At 71.3% G+C, this 18,354-nt stretch carries 17 protein-coding genes; 7 read left to right on the top strand and 10 right to left on the bottom strand.

Features of this window, described 5'->3' with window-relative positions; translation table 11 throughout:
• Positions 1-228 precede the first annotated feature (228 nt).
• From pgl to tkt, 6 genes are read right to left on the bottom strand one after another with little or no spacing between them, the layout of a single operon-like run.
• Positions 229-1,005 carry a 6-phosphogluconolactonase gene (gene pgl, locus I6J71_RS31060; protein ID WP_204090108.1) on the bottom strand — a complete coding sequence of 259 codons (777 nt, stop codon included), beginning with the start codon at positions 1,003-1,005 and terminating at the stop codon, positions 229-231.
• Positions 1,002-2,036 carry a glucose-6-phosphate dehydrogenase assembly protein OpcA gene (gene opcA / locus I6J71_RS31055; RefSeq protein WP_204090107.1) on the bottom strand — a complete coding sequence of 345 codons (1,035 nt, stop codon included), beginning with the start codon at positions 2,034-2,036 and terminating at the stop codon, positions 1,002-1,004. Before opcA ends, pgl begins: the two co-directional genes overlap by 4 nt.
• Complete coding sequence (gene zwf, locus I6J71_RS31050; RefSeq protein ID WP_204090106.1) at positions 2,033-3,559, bottom strand: glucose-6-phosphate dehydrogenase; 1,527 nt, start codon at positions 3,557-3,559, stop codon at positions 2,033-2,035. Before zwf ends, opcA begins: the two co-directional genes overlap by 4 nt.
• A complete protein-coding gene (locus I6J71_RS31045) occupies positions 3,556-5,175 on the bottom strand; it encodes a glucose-6-phosphate isomerase (protein ID WP_204090105.1) in 1,620 nt (539 codons plus the stop codon). Before I6J71_RS31045 ends, zwf begins: the two co-directional genes overlap by 4 nt.
• Before the next feature lie 9 nt (positions 5,176-5,184).
• On the bottom strand, positions 5,185-6,300 hold the full coding sequence (tal, locus tag I6J71_RS31040) for a transaldolase (protein WP_204090104.1): 1,116 nt from the start codon (positions 6,298-6,300) through the stop codon (positions 5,185-5,187).
• A gap of 26 nt (positions 6,301-6,326) precedes the next feature.
• Entirely contained in the window at positions 6,327-8,429 is a 2,103-nt protein-coding gene (gene tkt, locus I6J71_RS31035) for a transketolase (protein WP_204090103.1), read from the bottom strand.
• 497 nt (positions 8,430-8,926) lie between these two features.
• Here tkt and I6J71_RS31030 point away from each other — a divergent pair, with 497 nt between their 5' ends.
• The 5 genes from I6J71_RS31030 to I6J71_RS31010 all read left to right on the top strand — a co-directional run bounded on the left by I6J71_RS31030 (position 8,927) and on the right by I6J71_RS31010 (position 13,658).
• Complete coding sequence (locus I6J71_RS31030; protein WP_204090102.1) at positions 8,927-9,907, top strand: heme o synthase; 981 nt, start codon at positions 8,927-8,929, stop codon at positions 9,905-9,907.
• A 41-nt stretch (positions 9,908-9,948) separates the two neighbouring features.
• Positions 9,949-10,380 (top strand): hypothetical protein, encoded by a 432-nt coding sequence (locus tag I6J71_RS31025; protein ID WP_204090101.1) that lies wholly within the window; start codon positions 9,949-9,951, stop codon positions 10,378-10,380.
• Between the two features lie 173 nt (positions 10,381-10,553).
• Positions 10,554-12,824: an ATP-binding domain-containing protein gene (locus I6J71_RS31020; RefSeq protein ID WP_204097317.1), complete on the top strand. Its 2,271-nt coding sequence runs from the start codon at positions 10,554-10,556 to the stop codon at positions 12,822-12,824.
• 10 nt (positions 12,825-12,834) lie between these two features.
• Positions 12,835-13,410, top strand: coding sequence for an FKBP-type peptidyl-prolyl cis-trans isomerase (locus I6J71_RS31015; RefSeq protein ID WP_204090100.1), 576 nt, complete (start codon positions 12,835-12,837; stop codon positions 13,408-13,410).
• A gap of 2 nt (positions 13,411-13,412) precedes the next feature.
• Positions 13,413-13,658, top strand: a complete 246-nt coding sequence (locus I6J71_RS31010) for a cold-shock protein (RefSeq protein ID WP_204090099.1) — start codon at positions 13,413-13,415, stop codon at positions 13,656-13,658.
• A 40-nt stretch (positions 13,659-13,698) separates the two neighbouring features.
• Here the strand turns inward: I6J71_RS31010 and I6J71_RS31005 are convergent, their stop codons facing one another.
• Positions 13,699-14,670, bottom strand: a complete 972-nt coding sequence (locus I6J71_RS31005) for a quinone oxidoreductase (RefSeq protein WP_204090098.1) — start codon at positions 14,668-14,670, stop codon at positions 13,699-13,701.
• A 96-nt stretch (positions 14,671-14,766) separates the two neighbouring features.
• Between I6J71_RS31005 and I6J71_RS31000 the strand changes: the two genes are divergently transcribed.
• Together I6J71_RS31000 and I6J71_RS30995 are read left to right on the top strand one after the other, a co-directional pair.
• Positions 14,767-15,084, top strand: a complete 318-nt coding sequence (locus I6J71_RS31000) for a hypothetical protein (RefSeq protein ID WP_204090097.1) — start codon at positions 14,767-14,769, stop codon at positions 15,082-15,084.
• Positions 15,081-15,947 carry a RimK family alpha-L-glutamate ligase gene (locus I6J71_RS30995; RefSeq protein WP_204090096.1) on the top strand — a complete coding sequence of 289 codons (867 nt, stop codon included), beginning with the start codon at positions 15,081-15,083 and terminating at the stop codon, positions 15,945-15,947. The genes I6J71_RS31000 and I6J71_RS30995 overlap by 4 nt, the downstream gene beginning before the upstream one ends.
• Here I6J71_RS30995 and I6J71_RS51240 read toward each other — a convergent pair.
• From I6J71_RS51240 to I6J71_RS30980, 3 genes are all read right to left on the bottom strand, one after another.
• A complete protein-coding gene (locus I6J71_RS51240) occupies positions 15,944-16,198 on the bottom strand; it encodes a transposase (RefSeq protein ID WP_204090095.1) in 255 nt (84 codons plus the stop codon). The two genes, I6J71_RS30995 and I6J71_RS51240, sit on opposite strands and share 4 nt — an antisense overlap.
• Before the next feature lie 92 nt (positions 16,199-16,290).
• Complete coding sequence (locus tag I6J71_RS30985) at positions 16,291-17,241, bottom strand: acyl-CoA desaturase (protein WP_204090094.1); 951 nt, start codon at positions 17,239-17,241, stop codon at positions 16,291-16,293.
• A 92-nt stretch (positions 17,242-17,333) separates the two neighbouring features.
• Positions 17,334-18,338 (bottom strand): heme A synthase, encoded by a 1,005-nt coding sequence (locus I6J71_RS30980; RefSeq protein ID WP_204090093.1) that lies wholly within the window; start codon positions 18,336-18,338, stop codon positions 17,334-17,336.
• Positions 18,339-18,354: the final 16 nt, after the last annotated feature.

Raw genomic sequence — 18,354 nt, 5'->3', positions numbered from 1 at the left:
TCGTGTCGATCACAACACTGTACGTTCACCTTAAAGGTGTTCCCACAGGTTGGTGATCCGCTCTTCGGCGTAGTCGTCACTGCCCCGTTCGGCACATGAATGATCTTCATTCTTCTGCGTGACGCCGCACCTTCCCGTCGAGTGGCACCGAAGACCCAGCGTCAGGACCTCCGGAAACGCCGAAGGCCGCCCCGGGACACTCCCAGAGCGGCCTTCGAGCAGCGAGGACTATGCGGTGGGCGGCTCGTACACCTTCGTCAGCTTCCCGGCCGCGGTGCGGTCCAGGAGCCAGAGCGTGCGCCGGTAGCCGCGGGCACCGGAGACGGGCACCTGCACCTCCGGAGCGCCGGACAGGGCCAGCGACACGGCCTCGGCCTTCGCGTCGCCCGCCGTCATCAGCCACACCTCACGGGCGCGGCGGATGGCCGGCAGCGTGAGCGAGACGCGGGTCGGCGGGGGCTTGGGGCAGTCGCGCACCGCCACCACCGAACGCTGCGTCTCGTGCACCGCCGGGGAGTCCGGGAACACCGACGCGGTGTGCCCCTCCGCGCCGAGGCCGAGCAGCATGATGTCGAACTCCGGGACGCCACCCGAGTCCGGCCCGGCCTGCGCGGCCAGCACCGCCGCGTACGCCGCGGCTGCGGCGTCCACGTCGTCGCCGAACTCGCCGTCGGACGGCGCCATCGCGTGCACGCGCTTCGGGTCGAGCGGCACGTGGTCGAGCAGTGCCTCCCGCGCACCCTTCTCGTTCCGCTCGTCCGAGTCGGCCGGGACGAACCGCTCGTCGCCCCAGTACACGTCCAGGCGCGACCAGTCGATCGCGTCCCGGGCGCTCGAGCCGTTCAGCTCCTCCAGCACCGCGATGCCCGTGCCGCCGCCGGTGAGCACGACCGACGCCGAGCCCTTCGCCGCCTGCACGTCGACGATCCGCGTGACCAGCCGAGCCGCGGCCGCGGCGGCCAGCAGGGCGGCGTTCTCGTAGACGACGACCTCGGTCCTGCTCACGAAGCGCTCTTCTCGGCCTTGGCCTTCTTGGCCGACGACTTGCCGGTCTTCGGCTTGGCCCCACCCGACTCGGCCGACGTCGGCGCAGCCGCCGACGTGGTCGCCTTCGTGTGCGGGGCGGCGATCTTGTGCAGGCCGTTCAGCGACGCCTCGTAGACCTCGTCGGGGTCGAGCCGGCGCAGCTCCTCCACCAGGCACTCGGGGTTGCTCCGCCGCTGCAGCGCGATGCGCCGCGTCGGCTGGCCCGGCTGCGTCAGCGTGCCGACGCGGCCGTCGGGCCGGGTCAGGTCCACCGCGCCCGAGCGCCGCTCGAGCTCCACCGAGATGATGCCCTGGGCGCTGGAACTCTTGATCCGCTTCACCGGCACCTTGAGGTACTCGGCGAGCCAGCCCGCGAGCAGCTCCGTCGACGGCGAGTCGGCCTCGCCGGTCACGGTCGCGCCGGTGATCTCCTCGTACGGCGGCAGGTCGAGCGCCGACACCAGCTGCGCCCGCCAGTGGGTGAGGCGCGTCCATGCGAGGTCCGAATCGCCCGCCACGTACGCCTTCGCGCGCGTGGTGAGTGCCCTTATGGGGCTCTTCTCCGCGGCCGAGTCGGTGATGCGCCGCTGCGCGATCTGGCCGAGCGGGTCCTCCGCCGGCGCCTTCGGCCCGGCGCCCGGCCACCACGTGACGATCGGCGCGTCGGGCAGCAGCAGCGGCACGACCGCGCTCTGGCCTTGCGAGGCCAGCGGTCCGTAGAGGCGCAGCACGATGACCTCGCTCGCGCCGGCGTCGCCGCCCACGCGGATCTGGCCGTCGATGCGCGGGGCCGCCGTCCGGGCCCCCTTGGCGACCACGATCACGCGCGACGGGTGTTCCCGGCTCGCGTGGTTCGCGGCCTCGATGGCCTCCTCGAGCTTGGCGTCGTCGTCCGCGACGATGACCAGGGTCAGCACCCGGCCCAGCGCGACCTGGCCGCCCTGGTCGCGGATCTCCACGAGCTTCTTGTTGAGCTGCGAAGTCGTGGTGGATGGCAGGTCGATGATCACGGACGCCTCCAGTTCCGGCCCGTACGCTCCAGCATCTCGTCCGCGCTCTTCGGGCCCCACGTCCCCGGCGCGTACTGCTCCGGCGCGCCTTCCGCGGCCCAGTGGTCGAGGATCGGGTCGAGGATCTCCCAGGAGAGCTCGACCTCCTCGTTCACCGGGAACAGCGACGGCTCGCCGAGCAGCACGTCGAGGATCAGCCGCTCGTACGCCTCGGGGGAGGACTCGGTGAAGGCGTGGCCGTAACCGAAGTCCATGGTGACGTCGCGGACCTCCATCGTGGTCCCCGGCACCTTCGACCCGAACCGCAGCGTGATGCCCTCGTCGGGCTGCACGCGGATCACCAGCGCGTTCTGACCCAGCTCCTCGGTGGAGGTGGAGTCGAACGGCAGGTGCGGCGCGCGCTTGAACACCACCGCGATCTCCGTGACGCGCCGGCCCAGCCGCTTGCCCGTGCGCAGGTAGAACGGCACGCCCGCCCAGCGGCGGTTCTGCACCTCCAGCGTCACGGCCGCGTAGGTCTCGGTCTTGGAGTCCTTCGCGAACCCGGCCTCCTGCAGCAGGCCGGGCACCTTCGTGCCGCCCTGCCAGCCGCCGGCGTACTGCCCGCGCGCGGTGGTCTGGTCGAAGGGACGGATCGGCATCGTCGCCGCCAGCACCTTCGCCTTCTCCGCGCGCAGCGCCTTCGGCTCGAAGGACAGCGGCTCGTCCATCGCCGTCAGCGCGAGTAGCTGCAGCAGGTGGTTCTGGATGACGTCGCGGGCGGCGCCGATCCCGTCGTAGTACCCCGCGCGGCCGCCGAGGCCGATGTCCTCGGCCATGGTGATCTGCACGTGGTCGATGTAGTTGGCGTTCCAGATCGGCTCGAACAGCTGGTTCGCGAAGCGCAGCGCCAACAGGTTCTGCACCGTCTCCTTGCCGAGGTAGTGGTCGATGCGGAACACCGACTCCTCGGGGAAGACGTCGTTCACGATCCCGTTGAGCTCCTTGGCGCTCTTGAGGTCGTGGCCGAACGGCTTCTCGATGACCACGCGGCGCCAGGTCGTGGCGTCGGCGTCGGCGAGGCCCGAGCGGGCCAGCTGCTTCGTCACCACCGGGAACGCGCTCGGCGGGATCGAGAGGTAGAACGCCGTGTTGCCGCCGGTGCCGCGCTCGGTGTCCAGGTCCTTCACGGTCTGGGCGAGGCGGTCGAAGGCGTCGTCGTCGTCGAAGGTGCCCTGCACGAAGCGGATGCCCTCGGCGAGCCGGTTCCACACCGACTCCTTGAACGGCGTCCGCGCGTGCTCGCGCACCGAGTCGTGCACGAGCTCGCCGAAGTCCTGGTGCTCCCAGTCGCGGCGCGCGAACCCGACCAGCGAGAAGCCGGCGGGCAGCAGGCCGCGGTGGGCCAGGTCGTAGATGGCGGGCATGAGCTTTTTGCGTGCCAGGTCACCCGTGACCCCGAAGATCACCAGGCTCGAAGGCCCCGCGATCCGCGGGAGCCGCTTGTCGCGCGGATCCCGCAGCGGGTTCTGCCAGGTCGTCACTCGCCGGCCTCCTGTACTGCCCGCACGAGCTCGGCGAGCCCGGCGGCCCGGTCGGTCAGGTGCAGCCGCAGGACCGGACGGCCGTGCTCGGCGAGGACCTGTCCGTCGCCGAGGGCCTGCGCGTGCTGCAGCTGACCCAGGGTGTACGGGCGGTCCGGCACCGCCAGGTCGTCGGCGACCGCGCCGGTGATCTGGAGGAAGCTGCCGTTCTGGTGGCCGCCCTTGTGGTACTGCCCGGTGGAGTGCAGGAACCGCGGGCCCCAGCCGAACGTGGTCTGCACACCGGTGCGCTTGGCGATCTCGCCCCGCAGCAGCGAGGTCGACGCGTCGTCGAGCCGGTCGAGGTAGGCCTGCACGGCGAAGTAACCACCGTCGGCGACGGAGCCGAAGAACGCGCGCAGCACGTCCACCAGCTTTCCGTCCGTGGCGACACCTTCCGAGCCGAACACCTCGACGGCACCGTCCACAGTGGCCGGAGTCTCGCCGACGGACAGCTTCTCCGGCTGGTCCAGCAGCGCCCGCGCGGCCTTCTTCGCGGCCTCGACGTCGGGCTGGTCGAACGGGTTGATCCCGATCAGCCGGCCGGCCAGCGCGGTCGCGAACTCCCACAGCAGGAACTGCGCGCCGAGCGGGCCGGTCACCGCGATCTTCGCGGCGCCCTGCGGCGTGCCGATCGCGACGGCCGTCGCGTCGGCCTTGGCGTCGGCGAAGCCGGGGGCCTGCGGGCTCTCGACGGCCACCGGCAGCAGCCCGGTGCCGAGCTTGCCGGTGGATTCCGCGATCAGCTGCTCGGCCCAGTCCGGGAAACCCTTGATGCCCGAACCGGTGTCAGCCAGCACGACCTTCTCCGCGCCGCCCTCGTGGGCCGCGCCCCAGGCGGCGGCGAGCTTGATCGCCGGGTTGTCGGTCGAGTCGGTGCCGAGGATCTCGGCCACCGCGGCGGCCTGGTCCAGCAGGCGCGCGATGTCCGCGCCCGCGAGGCCGGCCGGCACGAGGCCGAACGCGGTCAGCGCCGAGTAGCGACCGCCGACGTGCGGGTCGGCCAGGAAGGTCTTGCGGTAACCCTCCTTTTCGGACAGTTCCGACAGCGGCGAGCCCGGGTCGGTCACGACGACGATGCGCCGCGCCGCGTCGATCCCCGCGTCGGCGAACGCCTTCGCGAAGATCCGCCGGTGGCTGTCGGTCTCGACCGTGCCACCCGACTTCGACGACACCACGATCACCGTGCGCTCGAGGTCACCCGCGAGCGCGTCGGCGACCTGGCCGGGGTCGGTCGTGTCGAGCACGGTCAGCGCGACGCCGGCGGTGGCGGTGATGACCTCCGGCGCGAGCGACGAGCCGCCCATGCCGGCGAGCACCACCCGGTCGACCCCTTCGGCCTGCAGTTCGGCCCGCAGCGCTTCGATCTCACCGATCAGCGGCCGCGACGACTTGTGCAGCGACGTCCACGAGAGGCGGATCGACGCCTCGGACTCGGCGTCCGGGCCCCACAGCGTCGAGTCGTGCGCGGCGAGCTTCGACGCCGCCTGGTCAGCGATGAGCCGCTCGGCCAGCGGTGCCGCGTTGCCTGCCAGTTCGGCGTCGACGAGCTCGACGCCGGTTTCGTCCCCTGTCATGGTCTGGCTTCAGCCCTTCGCCTTGTTCAGCTGGCCGGTCACGCTCTCGAGCAGCTCCAGCCAGGACTTCTCGAACTTCTCGACGCCCTCGTCCTCGAGCGTCCTGAACACGTCCGGCACGTCGATGCCGGCCGCGCTCAGCTTGTCGAACACGCGCTGCGCCTCCTCGCCCCGGCCGGTGACGGTGTCGCCGGTCAGTTCCGCGTGGTCGGCCACCGCGTCCATCGTCTTCTCGGGCATCGTGTTCACGACGCCCTTGACCAGGAGCTGGTCGACGTAGCGGGTGTCGGAGTAGGCCGGGTCCTTCGTGCCGGTCGAGGCCCACAGCGGACGCTGCGCGTTGGCACCCTCGGCGGCCAGCGCCTTCCAGCGGTCGCTGGCGAAGAGCTCCTCGAACTTGGCGTAGGCGAGCCGGGTGTTGGCGATGGCCGCCTCGCCCAGCAAGGCCTTGGCCTCATCGGTGCCGAGCGCGTTGAGGCGCTTGTCGACCTCGGTGTCCACGCGGGACACGAAGAACGACGCCACGGAGTGGATGCCCTTGAGGTCGTGGCCGTTGGCCTTCGCCTGCTCCAGCCCGGCGAAGAACGCCTCGATGACCTGGGCGTAGCGCTCGACGGAGAAGATCAGCGTCACGTTGATGTTGATGCCCTCGGCCAGCGCCGCGGTGATGGCGGGCAGGCCCGCGGCCGTGGCCGGGATCTTGACCATCAGGTTCGGCCGGTCGACCGCCTTCCACAGGTCCTTGGCCTCGGCGATCGTCTTCTCGGTGTCGCGCGCCAGACGTGGGTCGACCTCGATGGACACGCGGCCGTCGACGCCGTTGGTGGCGATGTAGACGTCGCGGAACAGGTCGGCGGCGTTGCGCACGTCGGTGGTGGTCAGCTCGCGGACCGCGCTGTCGAGGTCCGCGCCGCGGTCGGCCAGTTCCTTCACCTGCGCGTCGTAGGCTTCGCCCTTCGACAGCGCGTTCGCGAAGATCGTCGGGTTCGTGGTGACGCCGACGACGTGCTTGTCGCGGATCAGCGCCGCGAGGCTGCCGGAGTTCAGTCGCTCGCGTGAGAGGTCGTCCAGCCAGATGGAGACGCCCGCCTCCGAGAGCTGCGCGAGCCGATCGGTGGTGCTCATTGCTGCTTCATCCCCTTCTCGGAAATTCAATTCTTCGTGTTGGCGATCGAGCGACGGGCGGCCTCGACGACGTGCTCCGGGGTGAACCCGAACTCACGGAACAGTGTGGCCGCGTCGGCCGAAGCGCCGAAGTGCTCGATCGAAACGTTCACCCCCGCGTCACCGGTGAAGCGGCGCCACGACTGGGCGACGCCGGCCTCGACGGAAACGCGCGCCTTGACGTTCGGGGGCAGCACGGCGTCGCGGTAGGACTGCTCCTGCGCGTCGAACCACTCGAAGCAGGGCATCGAGACGACCCGCGTCGGCACGCCTTCGGCCTCGAGCGTCTTGCGGGCCGCCACGGCCAGGTGGACCTCGGAACCGGTGGCCATCAGCAGCACCTCGGGGGTGCCGTTGGAGGCCTCTTCGAGGACGTACCCACCGCGCTTCACGCCTTCCATGTCGGTGCCCTCGAGCACCGGCACGTTCTGGCGCGTCAGCGCGACACCCGACGGGTGGTGGATGTCCTCCAGCGCCGCCTTCCACGCGTAGGCGGTCTCGTTGGCGTCCGCCGGGCGGACGACGTTGAGGCCCGGGATCGCGCGGAGCGCAGACAGCTGCTCGATCGGCTGGTGGGTCGGGCCGTCCTCGCCGAGGCCGATGGAGTCGTGCGTCCACACGTACAGCGTGGGCAGGCCCATCAGCGCCGCGAGCCGGACCGGCGGGCGCATGTAGTCGGAGAAGATCAGGAACGTGGCGCCGTAGGGCCGCGTGCCGCCGTGCAGCGCGATGCCGTTGAGGATCGAGCCCATCGCGTGCTCGCGGATGCCGAAGTGCAGCGTCCGGCCGTACGGGTGGGCGTTCCACGTCTTCGTGGCCGCCTTCTCGGGAGCGAAGGAGTCGGCGCCCTTCATCGTCGTGTTGTTGCTCTCGGCGAGGTCGGCCGAACCGCCCCACAGTTCGGGCAGCGGGTCGCGCAGCGCGTTGAGCACCTCACCGGACGCCTTGCGGGTCGCGATGCCCTTGGGGTCCGGGTCCCAGTGGGGGAGCCCGTCGGCGAAGCCCTCGGGCAGGGTGCGCGTCGAGAGCCGGTCGGCCAGCGCCTTGCGCTCCGGGTTCGCGGCGGCCCACGCGTCGTAGCGCTCCTGCCATTCGGCGTGCAGCTTCTTGCCGCGCTCGAGTGCCTTGCGGGTGTGGTCGATGACCTCGTCGTCGACCTGGAAGTCGCGCTCCGGGTCGAAGCCCAGGATCTCCTTGACGGCCTTGACCTCGTCGGCGCCGAGCGCGGAGCCGTGGGCCTTGCCGGTGTTCATCTTCGTGGGGGCCGGGTAGCCGATCACGGTCCGCAGCACGATGAACGACGGGCGCTGCGTCTCCGCCTTGGCGGCCTTGATGGCTTCCTCGATCGCGGCGACGTCCTCGCCGCCCTCGACGACCTGCACGTGCCAGCCGTACGCCTCGTAGCGGCGCGCGGTGTCCTCGGACAGCGCGATCGTGGTGTCGTCCTCGATGGAGATCTTGTTGTCGTCGTAGAAGACGATGAGGTTGCCCAGCTCCTGGCGACCCGCGATGGACGAGGCCTCGGAGGTGACGCCCTCTTCGATGTCGCCGTCGGAGGCGATCGCGTAGATGTGGTGGTCGTAGATGCTCTCGCCGGGCACGGCGTCGGGGTCGAGCAGGCCGCGTTCGCGGCGGGCGGCCATCGCCATGCCCACCGCGTTGGCCAGGCCCTGCCCGAGCGGGCCGGTGGTCGTCTCGACACCCTTGGTGTGGCCGTACTCCGGGTGGCCCGGGGTCAGCGAGCCCCACGTGCGCAGCTGCTTGAGGTCCTCGAGCTCGAGGCCGTAGCCGGCGAGGTACAGCTGGATGTAGAGGGTGAGGCTGGAGTGTCCGGCCGACAGCACGAACCGGTCGCGGCCGCGCCAGTCGGGGTCGGCCGGGTCGTGGCGCAGCGTCCGCTGGAACAGCGTGTACGCCAGTGGAGCGAGGCTCATCGCGGTGCCCGGGTGCCCGCTGCCGACCTTCTCGACGGCGTCCGCGGCCAGGACCCGGACGGTGTCGACGGCACGGGTGTCGGTGTCGGTCCAGTCGGCGGGCACGTTACGCCGGAGCAAAGGGTTGTTCTCGCTGGTAGAGGCGGTTTCGGACACTGAACTCGAACTCCCCGTCCTGAGGTTGTCGCTTGCTTTCCTTCGTGGTGTTGCCGGTACGCACTGCCAGTAATCTCAATCGATCCCGAAGAGACGATATTCCTGCTGGCAGCCCTGCGCCGGGCACCACTCGGCCCGTCCGCGACAGACTAGTGCTTGGGGTGTTCGGCGGGCAGGCGCGACGGCCGGACCGTCCCATCCGGCCGGGTGATCCCGCCCGAGCGGGTCGCTCGCGGGTCGGTGCTGGTCACCGACCGTGCCAAGGGGACACCGGCGCGCGCGAGCGGTCCGTTCGCGAACACGGCGGCGCGCCGGCCGGCCGAAGCGCGTACGCGGTGGCGTGACGCAGAAGACAGACCCCGGCGTGTCGAGGACCCTCGATCACGCACCGGAATTGCCACGTCTAACATCGAGCGCGGGCCTGGTCCGGGAGCTTCACCAGTTCCATCGCGGCCCTCCGGACCGCCGCCCGGCCCCGAACTGACCCAGGGAGTGAAATGTCGTTGGTGGACGCTGCGCACGGACGCAGCGACGGCACCAGCGCCGAACACCCGACCGGTGAACGACCGCGCGGTGCCCGGCGAAGCTTGCGCCAGGTCGTCGGCGCGTACGCCGCGCTCGCGAAGCCGCGGGTGATCGAGCTCCTCCTCGTGACCACGATCCCGGCGATGTTCCTCGCGGGCCGCGAGATCCCGAACCCGTGGCTCGTGCTCGCCACGCTCGTGGGCGGCACCATGGCGGCCGGCAGCGCGAACGCGCTCAACTGCGTGATCGATGCCGACATCGACAAGGTGATGAACCGCACCAAGCGCCGCCCGCTCGTGAAGGATTCGGTGCCGCGGCGCAACGCGCTGATCTTCGGACTCGTGCTCGGTGTGGCCTCGTTTGCGGTCCTGTACTTCACCGTGAACCTGCTGTCGGCGATCCTCGCCATCGCGACGATCCTCTTCTACATCTTCGTCTACACCCTCGGCCTCAAGCGGCGCACGTCGCAGAACGTGGTGTGGGGCGGCGCGGCCGGCTGCATGCCGGTGGTCATCGGCTGGGCCGCCGTGTCGGGCACCGTGCAGTGGCCCGCGTTCGTGATGTTCGGCGTCATCTTCTTCTGGACGCCGCCGCACACGTGGGCACTGGGCATGAAGTACCGCGAGGACTACGAACGCGCGGGCGTCCCGATGCTTCCCGTCGTGGCGACCCCGCAGCACGTGGCCAAGCAGATCGTCATCTACTCGTGGGTGATGGTCGCGTGGACGCTCCTGCTGCTGCCTGTGACGAGCTGGCTGTACGCGACCTTCGCCGTCCTCGCCGGTGCCTGGTTCCTCTTCTACGCCCACCGCCTCCAAGCCGCCGTCCGCCGCGGTGAGGAGACGAAACCCATGTCACTGTTCCACCGCTCGAACACGTACCTGATGATCGTGTTCGTCGCGCTGGCCGTCGACTCCGCGATCGGACTGCCGACGCTCGGCTTGCCCTTCTGAGTGCGGTCGCGTTCTTCGCGGACGTCGTCGAGACCGGCACCGTGCTCGGGGCCGACCGCACCTGGTCACCCGAGCGCGCGGTCGCCTTGTTCGGCGGCGACGAGTCCGGCGAGAACCGCCACCGGCACCAGCTCTGGTACGACTTCGGCCTCGTCGAATTCTTCTGGGACCGCGCCCGGGGCGATCAGCCGTGGTCCGGCACGCACTTCTCCGTGCAGGCGCGCCGGCTCGCGCCCGCCCCTGCGCTGGCCGAGCGCTACGGCCCGTTCGACGGCGCCGTGACCTTCGCCGCGCTCGCGGCGGAGCTGGACCGGCGGAGCGCCGGACTGGTCGAGGAGCCCGGGCACGACGACAACATCCGCGAATACTGGCAGGCGGCCTCGGCCACGAGCGTGCTCGTCGTCGCGGGCGGCTACCACGGCCGCCCCGGCGACGTCTACCGCGTCACTTCGCCGGTATACAGCCGTTCCTGACCACGAGCGTTGCGCCGGTTGACTGGCCCGGCGGCGTTGTGGCGTGCGGACCGGCTTCACGCCGCCTGAGCCGGCTGAAGGACGCCCGGGAATGGCGTAGTCTGGTTGGCCGTTGTGCTTTTCCGGCTCTCCGCCACCCTTTCCCCGATGCGAAAGCAGGATCTCTCTTGTCCGTGTCCCCGGACCGGGAAGCAGACCGCACCCTCGAGGACGGCACGCCCGAGCACGCCGCCGAGCTGGCGCGCGAGCAGGCGTACGTCTCGACGCTCTACGCGAAGCTCGACGCCGAGCGGGCGGACGCCCAGCGGCGCCTCGACGGCACGTTGCGCCAGACCGGCGGCACCCCGCAGGCGCGCACGGAGCGGGACGTCGCCACGACGCTGTACACCGACCGGCTCGCGCAGCTGGGGTCGGTGGAGCAGGGGCTGTGCTTCGGGCGCCTGGATTTCGTCCCCGAGGCCGCCGAGGAGACGACCTACATCGGCCGGCTCGGGTTGTTCGACGAGGACGACGACTACCGGCCGCTGCTGATCGACTGGCGGGCGCCGGTCGCGCGGCCGTTCTACCTGGCCACGGCTGCCTCGCCCGAGGGGGTGCGCCGGCGGCGGCACCTGCGGTCGCTGAGCCGGCGCGTGACGGGGTTCGACGACGAGATCCTCGACCTGAGCGCCGCCGACCAGGGGCAGGATCTCGGGCTCGCAGGCGAGGCGGCACTGCTGGCCGCGCTGGAGCGCCGCCGCACGGGTGAGATGAGCGACATCGTCGCCACCATCCAGGCCGAGCAGGACCGGATCATCCGCGCGCCGCTCGGCGGGGTCATGGTGGTGCAGGGCGCGCCGGGCACCGGCAAGACCGCCGTGGCGCTGCACCGCGCCGCCTACCTGCTCTACACGCACCGCCAGCAGCTCACCACGCGCGGCGTGCTCGTGATCGGACCCAACAGCACCTTCCTGCGCTACATCGGCCAGGTCCTCCCGTCGCTGGGCGAGACCGGTGTCCTGCTGGCCACGATCGGGCAGCTGTGGCCCGGCCTGGACGCCGACGGCGTCGAGGCGCCGGAGGCCGCTGAGGTCAAGGGGCGCCTGGTGATGGCCGACGTGCTCGCCAACGCGGTGCGCGACCGCCAGCGCGTGCCCGAGCCCGTGCTGGAGATCGAGCACGAGCGCGAGATCCTGAAGCTCGACCGCAAGACGTGCGTCGAGGCCCGCACGCGCGCCCGCCGTTCACGCAGGCCCCACAACCTCGCGCGGCGCCTGTTCGTGTCCGACGTGCTCGACGCCCTGACCCGCCAGGCCGCCCGCAAGCTGGGGGAGGACCTGCTCGACGCGCAGGACGTGCAGGACATCCGTGCCGAGCTCGCCGCGAGCCCAGCCGTGGCCGCGGCAGTCAACCGGCTGTGGCCCAAACTCAGCCCGGAAGGCCTGCTCGACGACCTGTTCGCCGAGCGCGAACGCCTCGACCAGGCCGCTGGGAAGCTCCTGTCCGAGGACGAGCGCGCGCTGCTGGAGAGCGGCCGCGACGCGAAGTGGACGCCCGCCGACGTGCCGCTGCTCGACGAGCTGGCCGAGCTCCTCGGTGAGGACGACAGCGAGGAGCGCGCCGAGCGCAAGCGCCGCGAACGCGTGGAGCGCGCGTACGCCGAGGGCGTGCTGCACATCCTGGAGCAGGACGAGGAGATCCAGGACGAGGAGATCCTGCGGGTGTCCGACGTGCTCGACGCCGAGCTGTTCGCCGAACGCCAGCAGGAGCGCAGCGAGCTCACGGCCGCCCAGCGCGCGGCGGCGGACCGCACGTGGACCTTCGGGCACGTGATCGTCGACGAGGCCCAGGAGCTGTCCGCGATGGATTGGCGGCTGCTGATGCGCCGTTCGCCGAACCGCTCCATGACGCTCGTCGGCGACGTCGCGCAGACCGGTGCGGCCGGGGGCGCGCGCACGTGGGAGGAGGTGCTCTCGCCCTACGTCGGCGACCGCTGGCGGCTCGAGCAGCTGACCGTGAACTACCGCACACCGGCCGAGATCATGGCCGTGGCCGCGCGGGTGCTGGCGGAGCTCGACGTGGACCTCGCCGCGCCGGCGTCGGTCCGCGAGACCGGCGTGCCGCCGTGGACGAAGGCCACGAGCGACCTCGAGGCCGACCTGCCGGGGACCGCCCGCGCGGAACTGTCCGCCGTGGACGGTGGGACGGTGGCCGTGCTGGTGCCGGCGGCCCGCCTCGATGCCGTGGCAGCGCTGGTGGACCTCGGTGACCGCGTGAGCGTGCTCACCGTGGAGCGCGCGAAGGGTCTCGAGTTCGACTCCGTGGTACTGGTGGCGCCCGACGAAATCGTCGCCGCTTCCCCGCGCGGGCTGAACGAGCTGTACGTGGCCCTCACGCGCGCGACCCAGCGGCTTGTCGTGGTCCAGACCGGCGACGCGGTACCGGCCCTCGCGGGGCTTGGTTAGGGTTTCCGGCATGCAGACAATCGGCAAGATCGCCTCCGTGGGCGCCGTGGCCGTGGCCGCGGCGTTCAGCCTGACCGCGTGTGGCGGCGACGACACCGCGGCCCAGCCCGCGGCCGCCCCGCCCGCCCCGTCGAGCTCGGCCGCGCAGGCCGCGCAGCCCGAGGGCCGCGAGTGCACCGCGGACGACGTCAAGACGACCGGGAACTTCGGCCAGGCGCCGACCATCACCATCCCGGACGACTGCGATCCGCCGAAGAAGCTGATCACGAAGGACCTGGTCGCGGGCACCGGCAGCGGCGCCAAGGCCGGTCAGCAGCTGTCGATGAACTACACACTGGTCACGTGGTCGGACAAGCAGAAGTTGGACAGCTCCTTCGACCGCGGTGAGCCGTTCTCGCTGCACCTCGGCGCGGGCGAGGTCATCCCCGGCTGGGACCAGGGCCTCGTCGGTATCAAGCAGGGCGGGCGCCGGCTGCTGATCATCCCGCCCGACCTCGGTTACGGCCAGGGCGGCAACGGCATCAAGGCGAACGAGACCCTCGTGTTCGTCACCGACGCCGTCGCGGTCCCGACCGACAAGAGCTGAGCGTGGCGGAGACCGTCCACACCGATTGGGGCGACGCGTGGCACCTCGACGACGGCTGGGGCGTGCTCCAGGCCCGGACGGTGCCCGAGCAGGTCTGGGCGCACTACTCGAACGTCGACGTGGGCGGGTTCCGGAGCCTGGACCCGGGTGCCGAAGTCGAGTTCACGGTCGAGCGCGCCGAGCAGGACGGTTACCACTGGCGCGCGGTGCGGGTGAAGGAGAAACCCCCGAAGAAGCACGGGTGCTGAACCGCCGGGCCGGGAACGCACCCGGCCCGGCGGTCGCGCGTCACGGGATGAGGATGAGCTTGCCGGTGGTCCGGCGGCCCTGCAGGTCCTCGTGGGCCCGACGGGCGTCGGCGAGCGGGTAGCGGCCGCCGATGCGGATGTCGAGCGAGCCGTCGGTGATGGCGGCGAACAGTTCGTCGGCGCGCCAGTCGAGCTCTTCTCGCGTGCGCACGTAGTGGCCGGAAGTGGGGCGGGTCAGGAAGAGCGAGCCTCCCTGGTTGAGACGCTGCGGGTCGATCGGCGGCACCGGGCCGCTGGCCGCGCCGAACAGCGCGAGCAGGCCGCGGATCTTCAGGCTGGCCAGGCTGCCGTCGACGGTGTCCTTGCCCACGCCGTCGTAGACCACGTTGACACCCTCACCATCGGTCAGCTCGCGCGTGACCTTGGCGAAGTCCTCCCGGTCGTAGCGGATCACGTGGTCGGCGCCGGCCGCGCGGGCCAGCTCCGCCTTCTCGTCGGTGGACACCGTGCCGATCACGCGGCCGCCGCGGGCCTTCGCCAGTTGCACCAGCAGCAGGCCGACGCCGCCGGCCGCGGCGTGGACGAGCACGTCGTCGCCCGGCTTGACCTCATACGTCGAGCGGACGAGGTAGTGGGCGGTCACGCCCTGCAGCATCGTCGCGGCGGCGATCTCGTCGGACACGCTGTCGGGCACCCGTACGGCCCCGGCCGCGGGCAGCAGCTTGCGGCTCGCGTAGCTGCCGAGCGAACCCTGCCAGGCCACGCGGTCGCCCGGCTGGAACCCCGTGACACCGTCGCCGACCTCGGTGACCGTGCCGGCGCCTTCGAGCCCGAGGACGAACGGCAGCTCGAGCGGGTAGATGCCCTCGCGCTGGTAGGTGTCGATGTAGTTGACGCCGGCCGCGGCCACGTCCACCAGGAGCTCACCGGAGCCCGGCGAGCCGACCTCGATCTCGGTGAGCTCCAGCACCTCGGGGCCACCGGTTTTCCGGACTTGCACTGCGGTCGGCATGCTTCCTCCTCGCATCGGGATCACTCACCGGTGCCAACTATGGCCGACGCCACGCTTGTTCCGCGCCACCGGGTGGGAGCGGTTAAGCTCGCCGACGTGGCCGAGGACACCCAGCAGAAGCCCCCCGCACCGACAGCGCGCCAGGTGGCGACCGCGCGCGACTTCGTGACACGGCACGGGAAACCGTCGCGCGCGGTGGTCGAGAACATCGGCCGCGCGGGCGCGCGGGTCGTGCTCGTCGGGGCCGACGGCGCGATGGGCGACGTGGTCGTGCCGGGGCCCGAAACGGGTACCGCGCTCATCGAGGCCGTCGAGGACCTCGAACCCGCCGAATGGGACAGCGAGACCGTGAAGCAGACCAAGATCGGCGCGGCCCACCGCCGCAAGATGGCCGGTCCGCGAGCCGGCCGGTGACCCGCGAAGCCGTTTTCGCGGCCTGCGCGAAGATGCCCGAGGGCGACGGCGACGACAACGCCGCGGTCTCCGCCTTGTCCGACCTGGGGTTCACCGTCCGCTGGGGCGTGTGGGACGACCCGGCGGTGGACTTCTCCTCCGCCGACGTCGTGGTGCTGCGTGCGACCTGGGACTACCCGGAGCGCCGCGCCGAGTTCCTCGACTGGTGCGAAAGCGTGCCGGCGCTGTGCAACCCGGCCGCGGTCGTGCGCTGGAACACCGACAAGTCCTACCTCGTCGAACTGCTCGACGCGGGCGTGCCCACCGTGCCGACGACGCTCGTCGAGCCGGGGGAGCAGGCGAAGTGGCCGAAGGTGCCGTTCGTGGTGAAGCCTTCGGTCGGTGCCGGTTCCGTGGGCGCGGCCCGGTTCGGCGCCGACGCCGCGGGTGCCGCCGAGCACCTGCGCACGCTGCACGCCGAGGGGCGCACCGCGCTCGTGCAGCCGTATCAGTCCAGTGTGGACACCCAGGGTGAGATCGCCCTCGTGTACCTGGGCGGCGTGTATTCGCACGCCTTCACGAAAGCGGCGATGCTCGGGTCCGGAGTGGATCCGTCGGGTTTGTTCCTCGCGGAGAAGCTCGCCGCGGCGGTTCCGGCGTCCGGCGTGCGCGCTGTCGCGGAGGACGCGCTCGATGCGGCGTGCTCGCTGCTGAGCATCCTGCGCGCAGAACTCCTGTACGCCCGCGTCGACGTCGTCCGCGGCGAGGACGGGCACCCGCTGGTGCTGGAACTCGAACTGACGGAGCCGTCGCTGGGCTTCCGCAACGCCGACGCCGGCGCACCGCTGCGGTTCGCGTCCGCGGTGCGCCAGCAGCTCGCCTAGGCCCCGTTGGCCAGGTCGCGGGCCTGTTTGAGCCGGCTGAAGCAGCCACGGACGGAGTCGTCTTTGACGATCACCTCGTCCAAGCTCCGCTGCCAGGTGCCGTCAGCGGTCCACAACCGCAACCGTTCGTGCACGGTCTTCCACGGCCCACACCGTTCCGGCAGGTCACGCCACGGCGCACCAGTGCGCAACTTCCCCAGAATCGCACTCAGGGCCTGCAGGTGCTCCCACCACCGCCGACCCCCCGACACCCGCAGCGACGGCTCACCCCACGCCCGATCCGTGACCTCCCCCTACCCAAGACCAAACCAGAACCGCAGCCAGATCAAGTACAGGACACGGCCTACGCGGCCTTCACGCGCTTCGCGGCCAGCCGATCCGCGCGCGGCCAGCGCACGTCCGTGGCCCAGCCGAAGCGCTCGAACAGCCAGATCACCCGGGCCGACACGTCGACCTGGCCGCGCAGCACGCCGTGGCGGGCGCAGGTGGGGTCGGCGTGGTGGGAGTTGTGCCACGACTCGCCCATGGACAGCAGGGCCAGCGGCCAGAAGTTGGCCGCGCGGTCGCGGCTGGCGAACGGGCGCTCACCGATCAGGTGGCACACGGAGTTCACCGACCACGTCACGTGGTGGAGGAACGCGATGCGCACCAGCCCGGCCCAGAAGAACGCCGTGACCGCACCCCACCACGACCACGTCAGGAGCCCGCCGAGCGCCGCCGGCAGACCGAGGCTGAGCGTGATCCACAGCCAGAAGAACCGGTTCACCACGCGCAGGTCGCGGTCCCCGGCGAGATCCGGCGCGAAGCGGTCGGCGTTGGTGACCTCGCGCTTGAACATCCAGCCCATGTGCGCGTGCCAGAATCCGCACAGCAGCGCCACCGGCGACGTGCCGAACAGCCACGGTGAGTGGGGGTCGCCCTCGCGGTCGGCGAACGCGTGGTGGCGGCGGTGGCTCGCGACCCAGAAGATCACCGAGCCCTGCACGGCCATGCTGCCCGCCACGGCCAGCCCGATGCGCAGCGCCCGCGGTGCCTTGAACGCCCCGTGCGTGAAATACCGGTGGTACCCGACGGTCACCCCGAGCGTCCCGAACGCGTAGAACACCACCGCGAGCACCGCGTCGACCCAGCTCAGGCCCCAGCCCCACAGCAGCGGCACGGCCGCCAGGAGGGCCGCGAACGGCACCAGCAGGAACGTCTTCAGCACCACCATCTCGGCCGGTCCCCGGCGTCCGGAGAGCAACGGTTTCCTCGTGGTGGTGTTCGTGGTCGGGTTCGATGGGACGGCGGTCATGAGCGTCACCTCGCGGCGCTTCGGCTGGCGGTTCCGCGCCGAAGGGTAGGTGCCCGTCCTGTCCGCCGTGCCGACGACGCGTCGACGCGGAGTTACGCCCGCGTGGCCGTCCGGGGCGCCGGGTCGCCGGCGTCGACTCGTGCGTCGGCCGCCGGCACCGGTTCCAGCGACACGGCCGGGCCGCGGTCGCGGGTGCCGGTCCACAGGGTGGCCGTCACGACGATCACCAGGGCCGAGCCGAGGACGTGGAACGAGACCATGGCTTCGGGGACACCGAGGCTGTACTGCACGGTGCCCAGCACGCCCTGCGCCAGCGCGATGCCCCAGACCCACGCGTAGCGCTGCCAGACGCCGCGCGGGGTCGCCGTGCGCATCAAGACCAGACCGAACACCGCGAGGACCACGAGGTAGGCGATGAGCAGGCCGCTGTGGAACTGGGCGAGCCGCTCGATCGGGGCGTTGAGGCGGTGGGTGTTGATGTCGCCGCCGTGGGGTCCGGCACCGGTGACGGTGGTGCCCGCGATGAGCACGGCCCACATGAGCACCGTGAGCACCACCAGGAGCTTGCGGGCCAGCGGCGCGACGAGCGGTCGGGCGGGTTCGTCGCCTTCGCCGAACGCCTTCAACAGCAGCACGGCGAGCCAGATCAGCGGTGTCGACGCGAGGAAGTGGATCGCGACCGTCCACCACTCGAGCTTCGCCAGCACCGTGATGCCGCCCAGCACGGCCTGCAGCACGACGCCGCCCGGCATCGTCCAGGCAAGCACGAAGAGCCGGCGGCGGCTCGGGTGGTCGACGAGGATGCGCCACGCCGTGAGCACGGCCAGCGCGGCCACGATGATGACCGCGCCCGTCAGCATCCGGTTCGAGAACTCGATCCACTGGTTCACCGCGTGGATGCCCGGGTGCTGTACCGGCACGAGGCTGCCGGGCACGCACTGCGGCCACGTCGGGCAGCCGAGGCCCGAGCCCGTCACCCGCACCACGGATCCCGTGACGCCGATCCCGCCCTGCGCCACCACGGCGGCGATGCCGACGCCCCGCTGGACCGCGGCGGAGGGATAGGGCAGGCGGGCGATCAAACTGCGAAGGGACACGCGAGGAATGGTACTC

This window comes from Amycolatopsis sp. FDAARGOS 1241 (assembly GCF_016889705.1).
Classification (GTDB): domain Bacteria; phylum Actinomycetota; class Actinomycetes; order Mycobacteriales; family Pseudonocardiaceae; genus Amycolatopsis.
This window is presented reverse-complemented; position numbering and strand designations above follow the sequence as displayed.